Source organism: Streptomyces sp. NPDC029041, from assembly GCF_040637515.1.
Taxonomy (GTDB): domain Bacteria; phylum Actinomycetota; class Actinomycetes; order Streptomycetales; family Streptomycetaceae; genus Streptomyces.
In genome coordinates this window covers 183,776-203,833 of sequence record NZ_JBEZWO010000003.1, presented here as the reverse complement: position 1 = coordinate 203,833, position 20,058 = coordinate 183,776, and the positions used below count along the sequence as shown (strand labels likewise).

At 70.3% G+C, this 20,058-nt stretch carries 14 protein-coding genes and 1 pseudogene; 8 read left to right on the top strand and 7 right to left on the bottom strand.

What is annotated here, in order from left to right:
* Positions 1-284: 284 nt before the first annotated feature.
* Positions 285-3,464, top strand: a complete 3,180-nt coding sequence (locus AB0F04_RS08165; protein ID WP_362039045.1) for an RHS repeat-associated core domain-containing protein — start codon at positions 285-287, stop codon at positions 3,462-3,464.
* A 446-nt stretch (positions 3,465-3,910) separates the two neighbouring features.
* A pseudogene (locus tag AB0F04_RS08160) lies at positions 3,911-4,169 on the top strand (RHS repeat-associated core domain-containing protein); the annotation flags it as partial.
* Between the two features lie 609 nt (positions 4,170-4,778).
* Here AB0F04_RS08160 and AB0F04_RS08155 read toward each other — a convergent pair.
* Positions 4,779-5,429 carry an MBL fold metallo-hydrolase gene (locus tag AB0F04_RS08155; protein WP_362039043.1) on the bottom strand — a complete coding sequence of 217 codons (651 nt, stop codon included), beginning with the start codon at positions 5,427-5,429 and terminating at the stop codon, positions 4,779-4,781.
* Positions 5,430-5,439: 10 nt separating this feature from the next.
* Positions 5,440-6,132, bottom strand: coding sequence for a maleylpyruvate isomerase family mycothiol-dependent enzyme (locus AB0F04_RS08150; protein ID WP_362039042.1), 693 nt, complete (start codon positions 6,130-6,132; stop codon positions 5,440-5,442).
* A gap of 222 nt (positions 6,133-6,354) precedes the next feature.
* Here AB0F04_RS08150 and uvrA point away from each other — a divergent pair, with 222 nt between their 5' ends.
* On the top strand, positions 6,355-9,387 hold the full coding sequence (gene uvrA / locus AB0F04_RS08145) for an excinuclease ABC subunit UvrA (protein WP_362039039.1): 3,033 nt from the start codon (positions 6,355-6,357) through the stop codon (positions 9,385-9,387).
* Positions 9,388-9,471: 84 nt separating this feature from the next.
* On the opposite strand, the gene AB0F04_RS08140 is transcribed toward uvrA, so the two are convergent.
* Positions 9,472-10,026: a YceI family protein gene (locus AB0F04_RS08140; RefSeq protein WP_362039037.1), complete on the bottom strand. Its 555-nt coding sequence runs from the start codon at positions 10,024-10,026 to the stop codon at positions 9,472-9,474.
* Positions 10,027-10,127: 101 nt separating this feature from the next.
* Here AB0F04_RS08140 and AB0F04_RS08135 point away from each other — a divergent pair, with 101 nt between their 5' ends.
* Positions 10,128-10,997 (top strand): helix-turn-helix domain-containing protein, encoded by an 870-nt coding sequence (locus tag AB0F04_RS08135; protein WP_362039035.1) that lies wholly within the window; start codon positions 10,128-10,130, stop codon positions 10,995-10,997.
* 35 nt (positions 10,998-11,032) lie between these two features.
* Here the strand turns inward: AB0F04_RS08135 and AB0F04_RS08130 are convergent, their stop codons facing one another.
* The 4 genes from AB0F04_RS08130 to AB0F04_RS08115 form a co-directional block, all read right to left on the bottom strand.
* Positions 11,033-11,938 carry a carbohydrate kinase gene (locus AB0F04_RS08130; RefSeq protein ID WP_362039034.1) on the bottom strand — a complete coding sequence of 302 codons (906 nt, stop codon included), beginning with the start codon at positions 11,936-11,938 and terminating at the stop codon, positions 11,033-11,035.
* Positions 11,935-12,978 (bottom strand): LacI family DNA-binding transcriptional regulator, encoded by a 1,044-nt coding sequence (locus tag AB0F04_RS08125; protein WP_362039032.1) that lies wholly within the window; start codon positions 12,976-12,978, stop codon positions 11,935-11,937. The genes AB0F04_RS08130 and AB0F04_RS08125 overlap by 4 nt, the downstream gene beginning before the upstream one ends.
* 205 nt (positions 12,979-13,183) lie before the next feature.
* Positions 13,184-14,131 carry a hypothetical protein gene (locus AB0F04_RS08120; RefSeq protein WP_362039030.1) on the bottom strand — a complete coding sequence of 316 codons (948 nt, stop codon included), beginning with the start codon at positions 14,129-14,131 and terminating at the stop codon, positions 13,184-13,186.
* A gap of 251 nt (positions 14,132-14,382) precedes the next feature.
* On the bottom strand, positions 14,383-14,535 hold the full coding sequence (locus tag AB0F04_RS08115; protein ID WP_352095333.1) for a hypothetical protein: 153 nt from the start codon (positions 14,533-14,535) through the stop codon (positions 14,383-14,385).
* A 263-nt stretch (positions 14,536-14,798) separates the two neighbouring features.
* Between AB0F04_RS08115 and uvrC the strand changes: the two genes are divergently transcribed.
* Genes uvrC through whiA form a run of 4 tightly spaced genes read left to right on the top strand, consistent with a single transcriptional unit; the run spans position 14,799 to position 19,955 of the window.
* Entirely contained in the window at positions 14,799-16,937 is a 2,139-nt protein-coding gene (gene uvrC, locus AB0F04_RS08110) for an excinuclease ABC subunit UvrC (protein WP_362039028.1), read from the top strand.
* A complete protein-coding gene (rapZ, locus tag AB0F04_RS08105; RefSeq protein WP_362039026.1) occupies positions 16,934-17,893 on the top strand; it encodes an RNase adapter RapZ in 960 nt (319 codons plus the stop codon). The genes uvrC and rapZ overlap by 4 nt, the downstream gene beginning before the upstream one ends.
* Positions 17,890-18,975, top strand: coding sequence for a uridine diphosphate-N-acetylglucosamine-binding protein YvcK (yvcK, locus tag AB0F04_RS08100; RefSeq protein WP_362039024.1), 1,086 nt, complete (start codon positions 17,890-17,892; stop codon positions 18,973-18,975). Before rapZ ends, yvcK begins: the two co-directional genes overlap by 4 nt.
* A complete protein-coding gene (gene whiA / locus AB0F04_RS08095) occupies positions 18,966-19,955 on the top strand; it encodes a DNA-binding protein WhiA (RefSeq protein ID WP_362039022.1) in 990 nt (329 codons plus the stop codon). The genes yvcK and whiA overlap by 10 nt, the downstream gene beginning before the upstream one ends.
* Positions 19,956-20,058: the final 103 nt, after the last annotated feature.

Below are 20,058 nucleotides of genomic sequence, written 5' to 3'. Positions count from 1 at the left end.
ACCGCCGGCCCCGCGCTGATCCAGTGCGTCGTCCTGGGCCGGGGTCACCACGCAAGGCAGACACCGAGCGCGGGTGACAGCCGTCCACCGGCTGCCACCCGTCGAGGTCTGCCTCCCGTCAACCGGCTGTGAAGGCCCGAACGATCCAAGGAGAGACCGTCGTGCACCCTGCCATGCCCGAAAACAAGGCGCCCAGAAGCGGCACCAGACGCGGCAGACGTACCGCCTCCACCGCCGCAGTCGCCACAACAACCGGCGCGGCACTGTTACTTGCTCTGTTACCCATGCAGGCGTCAGCGTCGCCCGGCCTCGACGAACCGTCTCCGAAGCCGAACTCGTCCTCCCCCGTGGGGCAGACCAAGGCGCCCAGAAGCACGCCCATCGGGGTCGCGGGCAAGGACCGCGAGCTGGTGACGGCCGGCATCCTGCAGTCCACCTTCCAGGGCCTGGGCATCGGCCAGGTCCCGTGGTCGGAGTTCCACAAGGCGCCGTTATCGGACTCGGTGGGTGCGCAGGTCAACTACGGCAACGGCAACCTGCTGGTCAGCGTGAACGCCTTCGACATCGCCGACGCCGGCCCCGGCCTGTCGCTGGGGCATGCCTACAACGGCCTGAACACCAGCTGGAAGGCGACGACCGGCAGTGACTACCTGATCCACGAGCCCAACACCACGTCGGTCTATGTCCAGGGCCCCTCCAGCACGATCGCCGTGTTCGAGCGCGACGGCTCGAACTTCACCCCCGCCCCCGGCTACAAGCAGGACCTGACCCAGTCCTCGGACAAGAAGTCCTTCACCCTCACCTCCCGCAAGAACGGTCAGAAGACCACCTTCACCCGCTCCGGCACGACCGGGGACGCACGGGTGAGTAAGGTCGAGGACAAGAACGGCAACGCCACGACCATCAGCTATTCCGGCGCTTTCACCTCGAAGATCACCGCCGCCTCCGGCCGCACCCTGACCTTCACCAACGACGGCCGGCAGATCACCAAGGTCACTGACAACACCGGCCGGTTCGCCACCTACATGTGGTCCGGGGACGATCTGAAGACGTTCACCGACACCGACGGCAAGACCACCGTCTTCGACTACGACACCTCGCACCGCATGACGAAGGTGACCACCCCGGAGGGCCGCGAGACCCGCTTCACCTGGGACACCAACCGGCTCGCCTCGATCACCCGCGTCGTCGACAAGACCGCCGGAACCGGTGCCACCACCGCCTTCCGCTACATCCTCCCGCAGCCCGGCAGCGAGGGAGAGGGTGTCGTCCGGATCACCGATCCGCGCGGCAAGCACACCCAGAAGACGGTCGACGCCCGCTGGCGAGTCAAGAAGACCACCGACCCGCTGGGCCGTGAGCGCTCCAAGACGTGGGGGCCGGACAACAACGTCACCAGCGCGGTCGACGGGATGGGGGTCGGATCGACTCCGGGTAACACCGTCAAGTTCGACTACGACGACTCCTTCAATCCGAAGTCGGCGACCCAGCCCACCGGCGCGCAGTCCACGATGGCCTGGACCCAGAAGGCCGGCGGCCACTACCCCGAGACCCTCACCTCCGCCAGCGGCGACAAGGTCACCAATGGCTACGACACCTCGGGCAACATGATGTCGCAGACCGACGCCACCACCGGTTCCGACGGCGCGAAGTGGACCTACGACTACAACCCGAAGTCGGGAGCGATGGACTGCGGGGGGCTGCCCGGCCAGCGCTGCTCGGCCACCGACCCCGAAGACCACAAGACGTCGTTCACCTACGACACCAAGGGCAACCTGACCAAGGTCGACCGGCCCTCCGCACAGGGCGACCTCACCTACACGCATGACGATCTGGGCCGCACCGAAACCGTCACCGACGGCCGAGGCGTGAAGACGGTCTACACCTACGACAAACGCGACCGACTCAAGACCCAGACCAGTGACGGCAAGACCGCCACCTTCACCTACGACGCCGACGGCAACATCAAAACGCGCACCACCCCGGCGGGCACCAGCAGCTACACCTACGACGAACAGAACCGCGAACGCACCCGCACCCTGCCTGCCGGCGGTACCAGTTCGGTGACCTACGACGCCGCCGGCAACGTGAAGACCACCACCGACCCGGGCGGCACCCTCACCTACGACTACAACGACGCCAACCAGCTGGCCACCCTCACCCAGCCGGGCGGCGCGACAACCACCTACGACTACGACAAGAACGGCGACCGCACCACCACGACCTACCCCGGCGGCACGGTCCAGAAGACGGACTACGACAAGTCCAGCCGCGCCGAGAAGATCGAGGTCAAGAACGGCACGACCGTCCTGTCCACGATCACCTACGACTACAACAAGTCCGGCAAGGACACCGACAAGATCAACAAGCGCACCACCGACGGTGCAGCCACCGCCTACACCTACGACTCCAAGGGCCGCCTGACCAAGGCCGTGGAGACCAAGGACGGCTCCACCACCGCCGGCTGGGCCTACTGCTACGACAAGGCCGGTAACATGACCGGCCGTTCCATCGACACCAGCCTGCCCGCCTGCGACAAGGCCCAGTCCGTCCGCGAGTACAACAACGCGAACGAACTGACCTCACTCGGCGGCAACACCGGCTTCACCTACGACGGCGACGGCAACGAGACCTCCGCCACCTCCCCGACCGGTACCCGCACGGGCGGCGAGTGGACGTCCTTCACCCAGCTCTCCAGCCTGACGGCCTCCGGCATCGCGTCGACCTACAGCTACGCCGGAACCGACCACAACGACCGTCTCACGCGCGGCAGTTCGACCTTCACCAACGCCGCGACCGGCATGACGCGCGAGAACGCCACCGGTTTCGTCCGCGAACCTTCGGGCACCTTGACAGCCATGACCTCCGGCGGGGCGAGCCAGTACTACCTCACCGACGTACAGGGCAGCGTCATCGGCCTGGTCGACGCCTCCGGCAAGCGCACCGCGACCTACAGCTACGGCCCCTACGGCGAGGCCCGCACCACCACCGGCACCAACCAGCCCTACCGCTACACCGGCACCTACCTCGACCCGTCCGGCCTCTACAAGATGGGCGCCCGCTACTACGACCCCCAACTCGGCCGCTTCACCCAGCCCGATCCCTCCGGCAGGGAAAGCAACCTCTACGCCTACGCCGCCGGAGACCCCATCAACCGCAGCGATCAGAGCGGTCTTCTCTCCTTCGACATAGGTGGAGAGGGATGCTTCTGGCTCTGCATCGGCGGCGGAGTAAGCATCAATGAAGACGGAAGCCTGCACCCGTATGTGCAGTTCGGCGCCGGCACTCCCGGGCTCAGTGCCAATGCCAGCTTGGCGTCTGGCTCTGCAGACAGCGGCTGGACCGGCGAGGTGTCTTGTGGCATCGGCCCGGCGGAACTCTCCGTTGCCACCGACGGATCCGAGGGAGTAGGAACGGGAGGAAGTACGGGCAAATGCTCTGCATCGGCAAAGTACACATGGTGAAAAATAGACGGAGGACGCAGTGACCCCACTATTGCTTCTTGCGAACAACCGCCCAGATGGGCCGTCCTGGTCACCTTTCCTTGCGATTGGAATGGTTGTCCTGTTCGGTATCGGTGCATTTGTTCTCTACACGAGAAGCCGCCGCCGTAAATAAATTTCGCAGGGAGACGGCTGTATGCGCATTCTAGTCGGAATCATCATCGCGGTTATGGGCGTCACCATTGCGCTTCTGGGGCCACGGTTCGGGAGAGAAGTTGGCTCACGGTCAGGGCGCCGCTTTGAAGCGTCGAACTCGATTGCATTTCGCCTTGTTGGTGCAGCGATGTTGATTTTGGGAATCGTGTACGCCGCAGGGTGGTCAAGCTAGGATAAATTTGCCACCCACATTTGGGCGCTTTGTCTGGAATTTGACAAGGTGCCCAAATTATCATTGCCCTGCGAACACCACCGGTTTCGTCCGCGAAACCTCGGGCGCATGAGCCATGACTAGCGGCGGGGCGAGCCAGTACTACCTCACCGATGTCCAGGGCAGCGTCATCGGCCTCGTCGACGCCTCCGGCAAGCGCACCGCGACCTACCTCGACACGTCCGGCCTCTACAAGATGGGCGCCCGCTACTACGACCCCCCAACTCGGCCGCTTCACCCAGCCCGATCCCTCCGGCAGGGAAAGCAACCCCTACGCCTACGCCGCCGGAGACCCCATCCTGGTGGTTTCTCCGGTGTGGGGGTGCTCTCGGAAGAGGGCGTGGTCAAATTCCGCCCGCGCCCCAACGCCGGCCTGAGCACGCACATCACCTGCGCCGGATATCGCGGTCGAAGGCCGAGCGCGGCGTCCACCTCCACAACTGGCCCGCGTGGTGGGCCTACGGCAACACTCCGCCTGGAGGACCGGCGAGCCGCCAGGAGTTCGCCGGAGACGGGCGCTGGTGGTTCGCCGGCAGGGAGGTCACCTGGGACGAGGTGTTCGCCGCAGTTGACTTCATTGAGGCCGAGCACCCCCTCGCCGAAGAGCGCATCCCCGGCCGCATCGGCGTCCGGCCGACATTCCTGGGTATCAACTTCGCCCTCTCCCGCATGACCTTGAGGGCGGGCCTTCATGAGCACTCAGCAGCCGCATTCGTCGAATCGCGCGCATCGTCACGCCCGCCCTGCCCGCATCTGCGGCGGCGGGTGCCGATGCAGCGTCCAGGCGGCGATCGCGGCGGGTGCGGGGCCCTTCGGCCGACCGCTTTTGTGCGGTGGCTACCGGCTCCGGCCGACTGCCACAGACGCGGCTATGTCCTTGAGAGCACCGGGGCGGCGATGCCGCCGACCTACCAGCCCCGCTTGTGCCACTCCCCGAGGTGAGGCCGCTCGGCACCGAGCGTGGTGTCGTTGCCGTGGCCCGGGTAGATCCAGGTCTCGTCCGGGAGTACGAAGACCTTCGCCTCCAGGCCCGACATCAACGACGCGAAGTCCTCGGGACGTGTTGTCCGCCCAGGCCCTCCCGGGAACAGGCAGTCCCCGGTGAACACATGGGGGTGGCCGTGCGGATCGTCGTAGACGAGGGCGATCGAGCCGGGCGTGTGCCCGACGAGGTGGCGCGCGGTCAGTTCCACCCGCCCCACCCGGATGGTGTCGCCGTCGTCGACCGGCACGTCGGTCCGTACCGGGATGCCCTCGGCATCCTCCCGGCCCGCGTGGGTGCGGGCACCGGTGGCGGCCACGACCTCGGCGAGCGCCTGCCAGTGGTCGCCGTGCCGGTGGGTGGTGACGACGGACGCGATGCCGTCGCCACCGATCATGCCGAGCAGCGTGTCCGCCTCGTTCGCGGCGTCGATCAGCACCTGCTCGTCCGTGGCCCGGCAGCGCAGCAGATAGGCGTTGTTGTTCATCGGACCCACCGCGATCTTGGTGATCATCAGGTCCTTGAGCTCGTGCACATCGGCCGGTCCGCCGACCGTCACCTCTCCGCTGTACGTCATGTCCGCCAGCCTATAGCGGGGGCAGCGCCGGGAGCGGGCCGCCGGACGAGGCCAGCGCGGATCCGTCGCGGCGGCCCGCGAGCCAGCCCAGCAGATCGGCCACCGGACCCGTGACGGTCACCTCGGGCCCCTGCCCGCCCGGCTTCCGTCCGGTGCTCCACGCGCGCGTGCCGTCCGTGACGCGGGTGGCCGGGACGTCGGGGTGCCCGGTGAACCGGTCGGCCAGGAAGTCGATCTCCCGCTCGGTGAAGTCCTCCGGAAGATCCTCCAGCTCGTATCCGATCCCCAGGTCCACGTGGTGCAGCTCCACCTCCACCCACCGCCGGAACGGCACCCGGGACGCGGAGTCCGTGACCCCGTTGCGCAGCTCCACCGTGCGCGACCAGTCGGCGGGAGCGTCCCCGGCCTCCTGGAAGCGGGCCGCGCTCTCGCGCAGGTCGGCGAGCTGGACGTCGAGGGCGCGGGGGGCGTCCCGCTCGATGTCGGTGTCCCGGGCCTTGCCGGAGACGTACATGGGGCGCCCTTCGAGCACGTTCACCAGGGCATCGGCGTTGCGCGCCAGGTGGGCCAGGACATGGCCACGGCTCCAGCCGGGCAGCCGTGACGGCTGCGTCACAGACGCGTTGTCCAGTTTGCCGACTGCGGTCAGCAGCCGCTCCGTCGCGTCCCGTACAGACGCCAGGTCATGAGCGTGATCAATCATGGTGCTGACCCTAGCTTCGCCACTCCTTCGGGTGAAGGTGGTGAAGCAGTGCCGTAAATCGAAAGCACGTGCTATATGGTCGGGCGTGGCGTCGGGCATGCTGGAGAGCTGGGGTTTGTTGGCAACCCGTGAATCCGACCGGCGTTGTCAGTGGCTCCCCCTAGTCTGAGAAAGACGGGGGCCCCGCCCCTGTCACTTCTCTCAAGAAAGGTGCGGACCGGCGTGGCCGACCGTCTCATCGTTCGTGGAGCGCGCGAGCACAACCTCAAGAACGTCTCGCTCGACCTCCCGCGCGACTCGCTCATCGTCTTCACGGGCCTGTCGGGGTCGGGCAAGTCCTCGCTGGCCTTCGACACCATCTTCGCGGAGGGGCAGCGGCGCTACGTGGAGTCCCTCTCCTCGTACGCCCGGCAGTTCCTCGGCCAGATGGACAAGCCGGACGTCGACTTCATCGAGGGTCTGTCCCCGGCGGTCTCCATCGACCAGAAGTCGACCTCGCGCAACCCGCGCTCCACGGTCGGCACCATCACCGAGGTCTACGACTACCTGCGGCTGCTCTTCGCGCGCATCGGCAAGCCGCACTGCCCGCAGTGCCGCCGCCCGATCTCCCGCCAGTCGCCCCAGGCCATCGTCGACAGGGTCCTGGAGCTCCCGGAGGGCAGCCGCTTCCAGGTGCTGTCGCCGCTGGTGCGCGAGCGCAAGGGCGAGTTCGTCGACCTCTTCGCCGACCTCCAGACCAAGGGCTACTCCCGCGCGCGGGTGGACGGCGAGACGATCCAGCTGTCGAGCCCGCCCACGCTGAAGAAGCAGGAGAAGCACACCATCGAGGTGGTCGTCGACCGCCTCACGGTCAAGGACGGCGCCAAGCGCCGCCTCACCGACTCCGTGGAGACCGCCCTCGGTCTGTCCGGCGGCATGGTCGTACTCGACTTCGTCGACCTCCCCGAGGACGACCCCGAGCGCGAGCGCATGTTCTCGGAGCACCTCTACTGCCCGTACGACGATCTGTCCTTCGAGGAGCTGGAGCCCCGCTCCTTCTCCTTCAACTCGCCCTTCGGCGCCTGCCCCGACTGCACCGGCATCGGTACGCGCATGGAGGTCGACCCGGAGCTGATCGTCCCCGACCCGGACAAGAGCCTCGACGAAGGCGCCATCCACCCCTGGTCGCACGGCCACACCAAGGACTACTTCGGCCGGCTGATCGGCGCCCTCGCCGACGCGCTGGGCTTCCGCACGGACATCCCCTTCGGCGGCCTGCCGCAGCGCGCCAAGAAGGCCCTCCTGCACGGCCACAAGACCCAGGTGGAGGTCCGCTACCGCAACCGCTACGGCCGCGAGCGCCGCTACACCACGGCCTTCGAGGGCGCCGTCCCCTTCGTCAAGCGCCGGCACAGCGAGGCCGAGAGCGACTCCAGCCGTGAGCGCTTCGAGGGCTACATGCGCGAGGTGCCCTGCCCGACCTGTGAGGGCACGCGCCTGAAGCCGATCGTCCTCGCGGTCACGATCATGGACAAGTCCATCGCCGAGGTCTCCGCGATGTCGATCAGCGACTGCGCGGACTTCCTGGGCGAGCTGAAGCTCACCGCCCGCGACAAGAAGATCGCCGAGCGCGTGCTGAAGGAGGTCAATGAGCGGCTGCGGTTCCTGGTCGACGTCGGCCTGGACTACCTCTCGCTGAACCGCGCGGCCGGCACCCTGTCCGGCGGCGAGGCCCAGCGCATCCGCCTCGCCACCCAGATCGGCTCGGGCCTGGTCGGCGTGCTGTACGTCCTCGACGAGCCGTCCATCGGCCTGCACCAGCGCGACAACCACCGGCTGATCGAGACCCTGGTCCGGCTGCGCGACATGGGCAACACCCTCATCGTCGTCGAGCACGACGAGGACACCATCAAGACCGCCGACTGGATCGTCGACATCGGCCCCGGCGCCGGTGAGCACGGCGGCAAGGTCGTGCACAGCGGCTCCCTGAAGGAGCTGCTCGCCAACGCCGAGTCGCAGACCGGTCAGTACCTGTCCGGCAAGAAGGCCATCCCGCTGCCCGACATCCGCCGGCCGCTGGACCCGTCCCGGCAGCTCACCGTGCACGGCGCCCGGGAGAACAACCTCCAGGACATCGACGTCTCGTTCCCCCTGGGCGTCTTCACCGCCGTCACCGGCGTCTCCGGCTCCGGCAAGTCGACGCTGGTCAACGACATCCTCTACACGCACCTGGCCCGCGAGCTGAACGGCGCGCGGAGCGTACCCGGGCGGCACACGCGCGTGGACGGCGACGACCTCGTCGACAAGGTCGTGCACGTGGACCAGTCACCCATCGGCCGCACCCCCCGCTCCAACCCGGCCACCTACACCGGCGTCTTCGACCACATCCGCAAGCTGTTCGCCGAGACCACTGAGGCGAAGGTCCGGGGCTACCTGCCCGGCCGCTTCTCCTTCAACGTCAAGGGCGGCCGCTGCGAGAACTGCGCGGGCGACGGCACCATCAAGATCGAGATGAACTTCCTCCCGGACGTCTACGTCCCGTGCGAGGTCTGCCACGGCGCCCGCTACAACCGGGAGACCCTGGAGGTCCACTACAAGGGCAAGTCCATCGCCGAGGTGCTGAACATGCCGATCGAGGAGGCCACCTCCTTCTTCGAGGCGGTCCCGGCGATCGCCCGGCACCTGAACACGCTGAAGGACGTCGGCCTCGGCTACGTCCGCCTCGGCCAGGCGGCGACCACCCTGTCCGGCGGTGAGGCGCAGCGCGTCAAGCTCGCCAGCGAACTGCAGAAGCGCTCCACCGGCCGCACGGTCTACGTCCTGGACGAGCCGACCACCGGCCTGCACTTCGAGGACATCAGCAAGCTGCTGACGGTCCTGTCCGGACTGGTCGACAAGGGCAACACGGTCATCGTCATCGAGCACAACCTCGACGTGATCAAGACCGCCGACTGGATCGTCGACATGGGCCCCGAAGGCGGCGCCGGCGGCGGTCTGGTCGTCGCCGAGGGCACGCCCGAGCAGGTGGCCGGGGTCCCCGCCAGCCACACCGGCAAGTTCCTTCGGGAGGTCCTCGGCGCGGACCGCGTCAGCGACGCGTCCTCGGTGAAGGCGCCGCGCAAGACGACGGCCCGCAAGACGGTCGCGGCGGCCAAGACGGCTTCGGCCCGCAAGACCGCCACCAAGAAGGTCACGGACACGAGCGCCGCCAAGAAGACGGCGGCCAGGACCACCAAGACGGCCGCGAAGAAGACGACCCGGTCCAGCAAGGGCTGAGATCCACCACCGAGGGCCGTATGCGCCGAACGCGCCGGGCCCCGCAGGCAACGTCCTGCGGGGCCCGGCGCATTCGACGCGCCCTCAGGCGTTCTCCTTCGGTTCCACGAACTGCATGTCGAGCTGGATCTTGACCACGTCACCGAGCAGACCGGGGGCGAAGTCCAGTCCGAACTCCCCGCGCCGGATCTCGCCCGTCGCCTCGAACCCGGCGTGCCGGCTGCCGTCCATGGGCACCTCGACGAGCCCGCCGAACTCCACCGCGAGCGTCACCGGCCGGGTCACGTCACCGATCGTCAGCTCACCCTCCATGGTCCAGTCCTCACCCTCGCCCGACACCCGCGTCGAGCGGTACGTCATCGTCGGGCGCTTCGCCACGTCCAGCAGGTCGGAGGCGCGGACGTGCGCGTCCCGGTCGGCGTTGCCGGTGTCGATCGAGGCCAGGTCGACGGTCGCGGAGATCCGCACGTCCTCGACCCGCTGACCGACGGACAGTTCGGCGTCCAGGCGCTCGAAGCGCCCCCGCACCTTGGCGATGCCCAGGTGCCGGATGGTGAAGTTCACGGAGGAGTGGAACGGATCGAGGGTCCACAGACCCGGGGCCAGGGGCAGGGCGGTGAGAGCGGTGTCCTTCGTCATGCCCTCCACCCTGAGGGCCGGGCCGTCCGCGAGGGAGACCGGCCGGAGCCTGGTAGTGACGGGGCCACCCTCCACCCCCGCGCGCCCTGTACGTTCGGCGGGTGAGCGACAACGAGTTGGGCACGTTCCTGCGCACCTGGCGCGAAGCCGTCACCCCGGCCGAGGCGGGTCTGCCCGCAGGCCCCCGACGCCGCACCCCGGGCCTGCGCCGCGCCGAGCTGGCCACACTCGCGGGCGTCAGCGTCGAGTACCTCACCCGGCTGGAACAGGGCCGCGACCGCAACCCCTCGGCGCAGGTGCTCGGCGCACTCGCCGACGCCCTGAACCTCTCCCTCACCGACCGGATGCTGCTGCGCCGCGTGACCAAGGAGGCGGACGGCGGCGATCCGCTGGTCTGTGCGGCGGCCCCGCCGCTCAGCCGCGCGGCGCGTCCCACCGTACGGGCCGTGCTGGACCGCCTGGAGCCGGCTCCCGCGCTGGTGGTCAACTGGATCGGTGACGTCCTCGCCCACACGGCCGGGTACGAGCGCCTGGCCGGCCCGCTCGGCCTGCTCGACGACGAGCGGCCCAACCTGCTCCGGTACCTGTTCACCGACGAGCGGGCGCGCAGCGCCTACCGCGACTGGGACCGGGTCGCCGACGATCTCGTCGCCCGGCTCCGGCACGGTGTCCCGCTGCGGGACCCCTACCTCGCCGAGCTGGCCGACGAACTGGCGGTCACGGCCGGTGCCGACTTCACCGACCGGTTCGCCGACCTGGCCGCGACACCGCGGCGGACGGGATCCCAGCACATCGAGCACCCGCAGGCCGGTTCCCTGCGGCTGCTGAGCGAGACGCTCGCGCTTCCCGACGAGGGGCAGCACCTCGTCATCCACCTGCCCGCGGACGACGCCACGGCCACCGCCCTGGACCGCCTCAACGGCCGCCGTCCCGGAGCACTGCGCGCGGTGGCGGCGGGGGAGACCGGCTGAAACGCCCGGCCGGGCACCCAGGCGTCCCGCCCGTGTCAGCCCCCCAGCTCGTGGGCGTACGGCGGTTCCGCTCCGGCCCGTGAGCAGGTGATCGCCGCCGCGCGGGCCGCGAAGCCCAGCAGCTCGGTCCAGCCTTCCGGGCCCAGTGCGGCCAGGGCCCGTGCACTGAGGGCGTCGCGCTCCGCGAGCCCGTGGAGCAGGGCCGCGTTGACCGTGTCGCCCGCTCCGATGGTGTCCACGACCTCGATGCGTTCGCCCGGCACCGTGTACTCCCCATCGGCGGTGAAGGCGGTCAGCCCGTCGCCGCCCCGGGTGATCACCACCGCCGCCGGGCCGGACGCCAGCCATTCGCGGGGGGTACCCCCGAGCCACTCCGCGTCCTCCACGGACAGCTTGAGCAGCGACACCGAGGGAAGCCAGCTCTTGAACCGCGCCCGGTAGGCGTCCGCGTCCGGGATCAGCCCGGCCCTGATGTTCGGGTCCAGAGCGGTGAACACGCCCTGCGCGGCCGCGCGGCGCATCATCTCCTCGTACGCGCTCGCGCCCGGCTCCAGCACCAGCGAGCAGGTGCCGAAGGACACCGCCCGGGTGTCCGGCGGCAGCGTGGAGGGCGCCTCGAAGAGCCGGTCCGCCGTCCCGTCGACGTAGAAGGAGTACGCCGCCGAGCCGTCCGCGCCGACCGTGGCGACGGCGAGCGTCGTCGGCTCGGGGCCCCGTTGCACCGCGGACACGTCGACCCCGGTCGCGCTCAGCCGGCCCAGCAGAGCCTGTCCGAAGGCGTCGGACGACACCCTGGAGCAGAAGGCGGCGGGGGAGCCGAGGCGGCCCAGAGCCACGGCCGTGTTGTACGGGCCGCCGCCGAGTGCGGGCCGCAGCGCCGCCAGGGCACCCGTGCCCTGCGGTACCAGGTCGATCAGTGCCTCACCGGCGACGACGATCACGACGGGGTTCCTTCCTCGGACGGGCTGGGACAGCCGCACGATGTGCGGTGGACGAAGGTGCAGGGCAGACGCACGGTCCGGACGGCCCGGCCCGGCTCGGCGAGACGCTCCAGGAGCACGTGGACGGCCCGGGCCCCGATGTCCCTGCCGGGCTGGGCGATCGCGGTGAGCCGGGGCGAGAACAGATCCGCCCAGGCGAAGTCGTCGAAGCAGCACAGGGCGATGTCGTCCGGGACGGACAGGCCGTGCGCGCTCAGGGCACGCAGCACCCCGATGGTCATGGCGTTGTTGCCGGTGACCAGCGCGGTCGGCGGCACACCCAGCGACAGCAGCGCCTCGGTCGCCTGCTCGGCACCCGTGGACTCGGAGTCGCCGTGCACCAGCAGCCGCTCGTCGTACGCCAGCCCCGCGAACGCCAGGCCGCTGCGGTAACCGGTGATCCGCTCGCTCGTGGTGCTGAGCCCCGGCCGCCCCGCCACCAGACCGATCCGCCGGTGACCGAGCCCAGCGAGATGGGTGACCAGCCGGGACACCGGCTCGGCGTTGTCGGCGCACACCTGGTCGAAGAGCGGACCGCCGTCCGTGCCGGGCGTGTCCACCAGCCGGTCCAGGAACACGGCCGGTACGTCGTGCCGCCCCAGGTAGGCGAGCAGCCCGCGCGGATCGGCGGAGGGCGCGACGATCATGCCGTCGACCCGGCGCTCGTGCAGCAGCCGGACGACCTTGCACTCGTGCTCCGGGTCGTCGTGCGGGTCGGCGATCAGCAGGCTGTATCCGGCGTCCAGCGCGGCGGCCTCGACACCCTGGAGGATCTCCGTGAAGTACGGGTTGCTGATCGCCGACACCGCCAGCCCGATCGAGCGGGTGCGGGCCGTCACCAGGGAACGGGCCAGCGTGTTCGTGGTGTAGCCGAGCTCCTCCACGGCGTCCAGCACCGCCTGGCGGGTGTGCGGCAGCACCGGCCGGGTGCCGTTCAGGACATGCGAGACCGTGGCCACGGAGACACCGGCGCTCCGCGCGACATCGGCCATGGTCGCCATGGACGTTCCCTCCGGTGCTGCCACTGCTTTTGCTGCTTCCGGCGGGGAACGTATCGCACTCGGCGGCGCACGTAAACGTTTGCGCAATCGTTTACGCCGGTCCGCGGCCCGGGCCACCGCTACGGGACCCGCCCGGGGCCCGAACGGCCCCGCTCCCCGGCCTCGGGCCACCGCCCCGGGGCACCTCCGCGGCCCGGACGGCCGGCTACTCCCAGTCCCAGCCGATCCCGAGGAATCCCGTCCGTACCCGGGGCTCGACCAGGTGCACCGACCGGTGCCGGCCGCTCAGCGCCAGGTCCTGGCATCCGCTGCGCGGCGCCGCCGCGGAGGGCTGGGTGAAGCGGTGGCACCGCACCGGCAGGGCTGCCGCGTCGAAGCGCACCTGGAGGGCGTACTGGCCGCCGGGGCAGTCGAAGCCGCGCACGTACTCGCACGACGGCCCCGCCGTGCCGTCCTCGACGCCGTACCGGAACAGGAAGGTGTCGCCGGCCCGCAGCCGGGTGTCGAAGAGCAACTCGGCCGCGAGGACCCCGGTGTCACGGTGCCAACGGACTCGTCCGGTGCGGCAGTTCTCCAGGGCGTGCACCCGCATGTGCTCCGGCGCGGCCCCGAGGTCGCCGTGGTGGACGGCGACGAAACGGTCGATGCCGTCCCGGTGGGCGCGCACGATGTGGTGCGACTCCCGCTCGGCCAGCTCGCGCCGAGCTCCGATCCGCAGCCGTTCGTGGTGGCCGAGGGAGTGCAGGCCCCCGTCCGGCGGGCAGTCCAGCTCCGCCAGCAAACGGTCCAGGACGCCGGACGCCTCCACGAGGGAGCGGTAGGAGCGGGCGGCGGACCGCGACCCCGAAGGGTTCTCCCCGGATTCGGCGAGCAGCCGGATCAGCGACTCCTCGGGAAGCTGAAGGATCTCCTCCAGCGCGCGCACCGCCCGCAGCGACTCGGGGCGCTGCGGGCGCCGGGCCCCCTGCTGCCAGTAACTCAGGCTCGTGACGCCGACCTTCACACCATGGCGGGACAGATGGTGCTGCACGCGCTGCAGGGGCAGGCCGCGGGCGGCGATCGCGGCCCGCAGGGCGACGTGGAAGGGGCCGCCCCGCAGGGCCGAGTCCAGTTCCGCGGTGGCGACGTCCGCGTGCTGTGGGGCGTGCGGCATGCAGGGGCCTCTTCTCCGAGTCGGCAACGGCTGGTCAGACCGCTTGCGCGGGGCCCTCCCGCCGGCGCGGGGCAGGTCTTCACATCCGTACGCCGTCGTTCAGGGCCCGAGTTCCCCCGCATTGAAGCGTGTTGACCCGGCCCCGACAACACCTGATGCCGGACAGTGACCCACGTCCTGCCGGCCGGCTCGGTCCGGACATGCGAACGCCCGGGGCGTGCGCCCCGGGCGTTCGCAATGGACGTGTGCCGCTAGGAGTGGTCGCTTCCGCCCTGTTCCCTCAGGGCCAGGCGCTTGGCCCGCACGATGTCGGGATCGCGCGGGTCCAGGGCGTCGGGCAGCGCGAACGGGTCGTCCGCGTACCGGCGGGCACGGACCGTCCGCCGGGTTTTCTCGATCCGCATCCGCTTCATCTGCGCAGCCCTCCGACCCGTGGCCCGCCCGCTCCCCACCGGAAACGGCCGCTCCGCACCGACAACCTGTGCCTGCACCGGCACCGACTCCGCCCGCCGGGCGTCGCCGTGTGCCGTGGGTGAGCCACATTCCCGCTCCCGGAGGGCCGTAACCCCCGCACGGCCCATGCCGTTGGAAACTGCCTGCCGCCGGGTCCCTGATCATGCCCCTCCGCGGCGTCTGACTGTCGGTGCTCGCCAGTAGGGTGTGAGACATGGCCGACCCCTCCAGCTACCGCCCCAAACCGGGTGAGATCCCCGACTCGCCGGGGGTCTACAGGTTCCGTGACGAGCACCGCCGGGTGATCTACGTCGGAAAGGCGAAAAGCCTGCGCCAGCGCCTGGCGAACTACTTCCAGGACCTGGCGGGCCTGCACCCGCGCACCCGCTCCATGGTCACCACGGCCGCGTCCGTGGAGTGGACGGTGGTGTCCACGGAGGTCGAGGCGCTCCAGCTGGAGTACTCGTGGATCAAGGAGTACGACCCCCGGTTCAACGTCAAGTACCGCGACGACAAGAGCTACCCCTACCTCGCGGTGACGATGAACGAGGAGTACCCGCGCGTGCAGGTGATGCGCGGTCACAAGAAGAAGGGCGTCCGCTACTTCGGGCCCTACGCGCACGCGTGGGCGATCCGCGACACCGTCGACCTGCTGCTGCGCGTCTTCCCCGTACGCACCTGCTCGGCGGGCGTGTTCAAGAACGCCGCCCGCACCGGCCGCCCGTGCCTCCTCGGTTACATCGGCAAGTGCTCGGCCCCTTGCGTGGACCGGATCTCCGCCGAGGAGCACCGCGAACTGGCCGACGAGTTCTGCGACTTCATGACCGGCCGGACCAACACGTACATCCGCCGGCTGGAGAGGCAGATGGCGGAGGCGGCCGACGAGATGGAGTACGAGCGGGCCGCCCGGCTGCGCGACGACATCGGGGCCCTGAAGAAGGCCATGGAGAAGAACGCGGTCGTGCTCGCCGACGCGACCGACGCCGACCTGATCGCGGTCGCCGAGGACGAGCTGGAGGCGGCCGTCCAGATCTTCCACGTACGCGGCGGACGCGTGCGCGGCCAGCGCGGCTGGGTCACCGATAAGGTGGAGGAGATCACCACCGGCGCCCTCGTCGAGCACGCCCTGCAACAGCTGTACGGCGAGGAGACCGGCGACGCCGTCCCCAAGGAGGTCCTCGTCCCCGCCCTGCCGGACCCACTCGAGCCGGTCCAGGAGTGGCTCACCGGCCGGCGCGGCTCCGGCGTCTCGCTGCGCATCCCGCAGCGCGGCGACAAGAAGGCGCTCATGGAGACCGTGCAGCGCAACGCCCAGCAGGCGCTCGTGCTGCACAAGACCAAGCGCGCCTCCGACCTGACCACGCGCTCACGTGCCCTGGAGGAGATCGCCGACGCCCTCGAGCTGGACAGCGCCCCGCTCAGGATCGAGTGCTACGACATCTCCCACCTCCAGGGAGACGACGTCGTGGCCTCCATGGTCGTCTTCGAGGACGGACTGGCCCGCAAGAGCGAGTACCGCCGCTTCCAGATCAAGGGCTTCGCCGGGCAGGACGACGTCCGCTCCATGCACGAGGTGATCACCCGGCGCTTCCGGCGCTACCTCGCCGAGAAGGAGAAGACGGGGGAGTGGACGGACGGCGAGAACGCCGGGACCCCCGAGACCCCCGAGACCCCCGAGACCCCCGAGACCCCCGAGGCCCCCGAGGCCCTCGACACCCCCGAAATCGACGGCAGGGGCGAGATCGTCGGGTCCGGCCCCACCGAGGACGACGGCCGCCCCAGGAAATTCGCCTACCCGCCCCAGCTCGTGGTCGTCGACGGCGGCGCCCCGCAGGTCGCGGCCGCCCGGCGCGCCCTGGACGAGCTCGGCATCGACGACATCGCCGTGTGCGGCCTCGCCAAGCGCCTGGAGGAGGTCTGGCTGCCCGGCGACGACGACCCGGTGGTCCTGCCGCGCACCAGCGAGGGCCTGTATCTGCTCCAGCGTGTCCGTGACGAGGCCCACAGGTTCGCGATCACCTACCAGCGCGCCAAGCGGTCCAAGCGCTTCCGCTCCAGCCCCCTGGACGACGTTCCCGGCCTCGGGGATGCACGCAAGCAGGCACTTCTGAAGCACTTCGGTTCGTTGAAGAAACTGCGGTCCGCCACGATCGACCAGATCTGCGAGGTCCCCGGCATAGGCCGCAAGACGGCCGAGACGATCGCCGTGGCCCTCGCCCGCTCGGCTCCGGCCGCACCCGCCGTCAACACGGCGACCGGAGAGATCATGGAAGAGGAACCGGGCACCATGGGTTCCAGTGGGGAACCCGTGGCAGCGGGCGCCCCGGACGAACGACGGGGGCAGGAGACATGAATGTGAACGAGCACGACGGGCAACACGAGCAAGCCGGAGACGGAGCACAGGTGAGTACGGGCACCCCCAACGACAAGGCGCCGGTCCCGGACGCGGCCATCCCCGAGCTGGTGATCATCTCCGGCATGTCCGGAGCCGGTCGCTCCACGGCCGCGAAGTGTCTGGAGGACCTCGGCTGGTTCGTCGTCGACAACCTGCCGCCCGCGCTGATCCCCACCATGGTGGAGCTCGGCGCCCGCTCCCAGGGCAACGTGGCGAGGATCGCCGTCGTCGTCGACGTCCGCGGCCGCCGCTTCTTCGACAACCTCCGCGAGTCCCTCGCCGACCTGGAGGCGAAGAACGTCACACGGCGGATCGTCTTCCTGGAGTCCTCCGACGAGGCCCTGGTCCGCCGCTTCGAGTCGGTCCGCCGCCCGCACCCCCTGCAGGGCGACGGCCGCATCGTCGACGGCATCGCGGCCGAACGCGAGCTGCTGCGGGAGCTGCGCGGCGACGCCGACCTGGTGATCGACACCTCCAGCCTGAACGTCCACGAGCTGCGGGCCAAGATGGACGCCCAGTTCGCCGGCGAGGAGGAGCCGGAGCTGCGGGCCACGGTCATGTCGTTCGGCTACAAGTACGGCCTCCCGGTCGACGCCGACCTCGTCGTCGACTGCCGCTTCCTGCCGAACCCGCACTGGGTCCCGGAGCTGCGCCCGTTCACCGGCCTCAACGAGGAGGTCTCCGGGTACGTCTTCAACCAGCCCGGTGCCAAGGAGTTCCTCGACCGCTACACGGAGCTCCTCCAGCTGGTCGCCACCGGTTACCGCCGGGAGGGCAAGCGCTACGTGACCATCGCCGTGGGCTGCACGGGCGGCAAGCACCGCTCGGTCGCCATGTCGGAGAAGCTCGCCGCCCGGCTCGCCGCCGAGGGCGTGGAGACGGTGGTCGTACACCGGGACATGGGACGCGAATGACACCGCGTACACCGCGGCTGGGCCGGCTGCGCCGAGTGGTGCCCGAGGGCAAGGACGGCCCCGGCGGCAGGAGCGGCCGGCCGGCCGACGCCCGGGGCGGCAGACCGCGCCGCCGGGGCACCCAGCCCAAGGTCGTGGCACTCGGCGGTGGCATGGGCCTGTCCGCGTCGCTCGCCGCGCTGCGCCGGATCACCGGCGATCTCACCGCCGTGGTCACCGTGGCCGACGACGGCGGCTCCAGCGGCCGGCTGCGCGACGAACTGGGCGTGCTGCCGCCCGGCGACCTGCGCAAGGCGCTGGCCGCCCTGTGCGGCGACGACGACTGGGGCCAGACCTGGGCCCGGGTCATCCAGCACCGCTTCCAGTCCCAGGGCGACCTGCACGAGCACGCGGTCGGCAACCTGCTGATCGTCGCCCTGTGGGAGCAGCTCGGCGACCACGTCCAGGCCCTCGACCTGGTCGGGCGCCTGCTGGGCGCCCAGGGCCGGGTGCTGCCGATGTCCGCCGTGCCGCTGGAGCTCCAGGCCCTGGTCAAGGGCCATGACCCGGAGCGCCCGGAGGACGTCGACACGGTCCGGGGCCAGGCGACCGTCGCTCTCACCCCCGGCGAGGTGCAGTCCGTGCACCTCGTGCCGAACGACCCGCCGGCCGTGCCCGAGGCGGTCGAGGCCGTCCTGGACGCCGACTGGGTGGTGCTGGGCCCCGGCTCCTGGTTCTCCTCGGTCATTCCGCACCTGCTCGTGCCCGAGCTGCTGGACGCCCTCACGCAGACCAAGGCCCGCCGGGTACTCTCCCTGAACCTCGCGCCGCAGCCCGGAGAAACCGAGGGCTTCTCCCCGCAGCGTCATTTGGAGGTTTTGGGACGACACGCCCCTAAACTCGCCCTGGACGTGGTGCTGGCCGACGAGGCCGCCGTGCCCGACCGTGACTCCCTGACCGATGCCGCCAAGCGGTTCGGGGCCGCGGTCGAGCTGGCGCCGGTGGCCAGGCCCGACGGGACCCCGAGGCACGACCCGGAGCTGTTGGCCGCCGCGTACGACCGTATTTTTCGGATGCATGGAAGGATCGGCCCATGGCGATGACGGCAGCGGTGAAGGACGAGATCTCCCGGCTCCCCGTCACCCGGACCTGCTGCAGAAAGGCGGAGGTCTCCGCCATCCTGCGGTTCGCCGGCGGCCTCCACCTGGTGAGCGGTCGGATCGTGATCGAGGCGGAGCTGGACACGGCCATGGCGGCCCGTCGTCTCAAGCGGGACATCCTGGAGATCTTCGGCCACGGCTCCGAGCTGATCGTGATGGCTCCGGGCGGGCTGCGAAGAGGCTCGCGCTACGTGGTGCGGGTGGTGGCGGGAGGCGACCAGCTCGCCCGCCAGACCGGCCTGGTCGACGGGCGGGGCCGCCCGATCCGCGGCCTGCCCCCGCAGGTGGTCTCGGGGGCCACCTGCGACGCCGAGGCCGCCTGGCGTGGCGCGTTCCTGGCGCACGGCTCGCTCACCGAGCCGGGCCGCTCGTCCTCCCTGGAGGTGACCTGCCCGGGCCCCGAGGCCGCGCTCGCCCTGGTCGGCGCCGCCCGGCGCCTCCAGATCCCTGCGAAGGCCCGCGAGGTGCGCGGCGTGGACCGGGTCGTCGTCCGCGACGGTGACGCGATCGGCGCCCTGCTGACCCGCCTCGGCGCGCACGAGTCGGTGCTGGCCTGGGAGGAGCGCCGGATGCGCCGCGAGGTGCGCGCCACGGCGAACCGGCTCGCCAATTTCGACGACGCCAACCTGCGTCGCTCGGCCCGCGCGGCCGTCGCCGCCGGGGCGCGGGTGCAGCGCGCCCTGGAGATCCTCGCCGACGACGTGCCCGAGCACCTCGCCGCCGCCGGCCGGCTGCGCATGGAGCACAAGCAGGCCTCCCTCGAGGAGCTGGGCGCGCTCGCCGACCCGCCGCTGACCAAGGACGCCGTCGCCGGCCGGATCCGCCGCCTGCTGGCCATGGCCGACAAGCGCGCCTCCGACCTCGGCATCCCGGGCACGGAGGCCAACCTCAGCGAGGAACTGGCCGACAACCTGGTGGGCTGATCCCACACGACGTCAGAAAGCCGGTACCGGCGCCCACTCGGGTGACCGGCACCGGCTTTTGCGTGTCGCTGAGGCACCCTTGACTCGATCATGGTCTGTCATG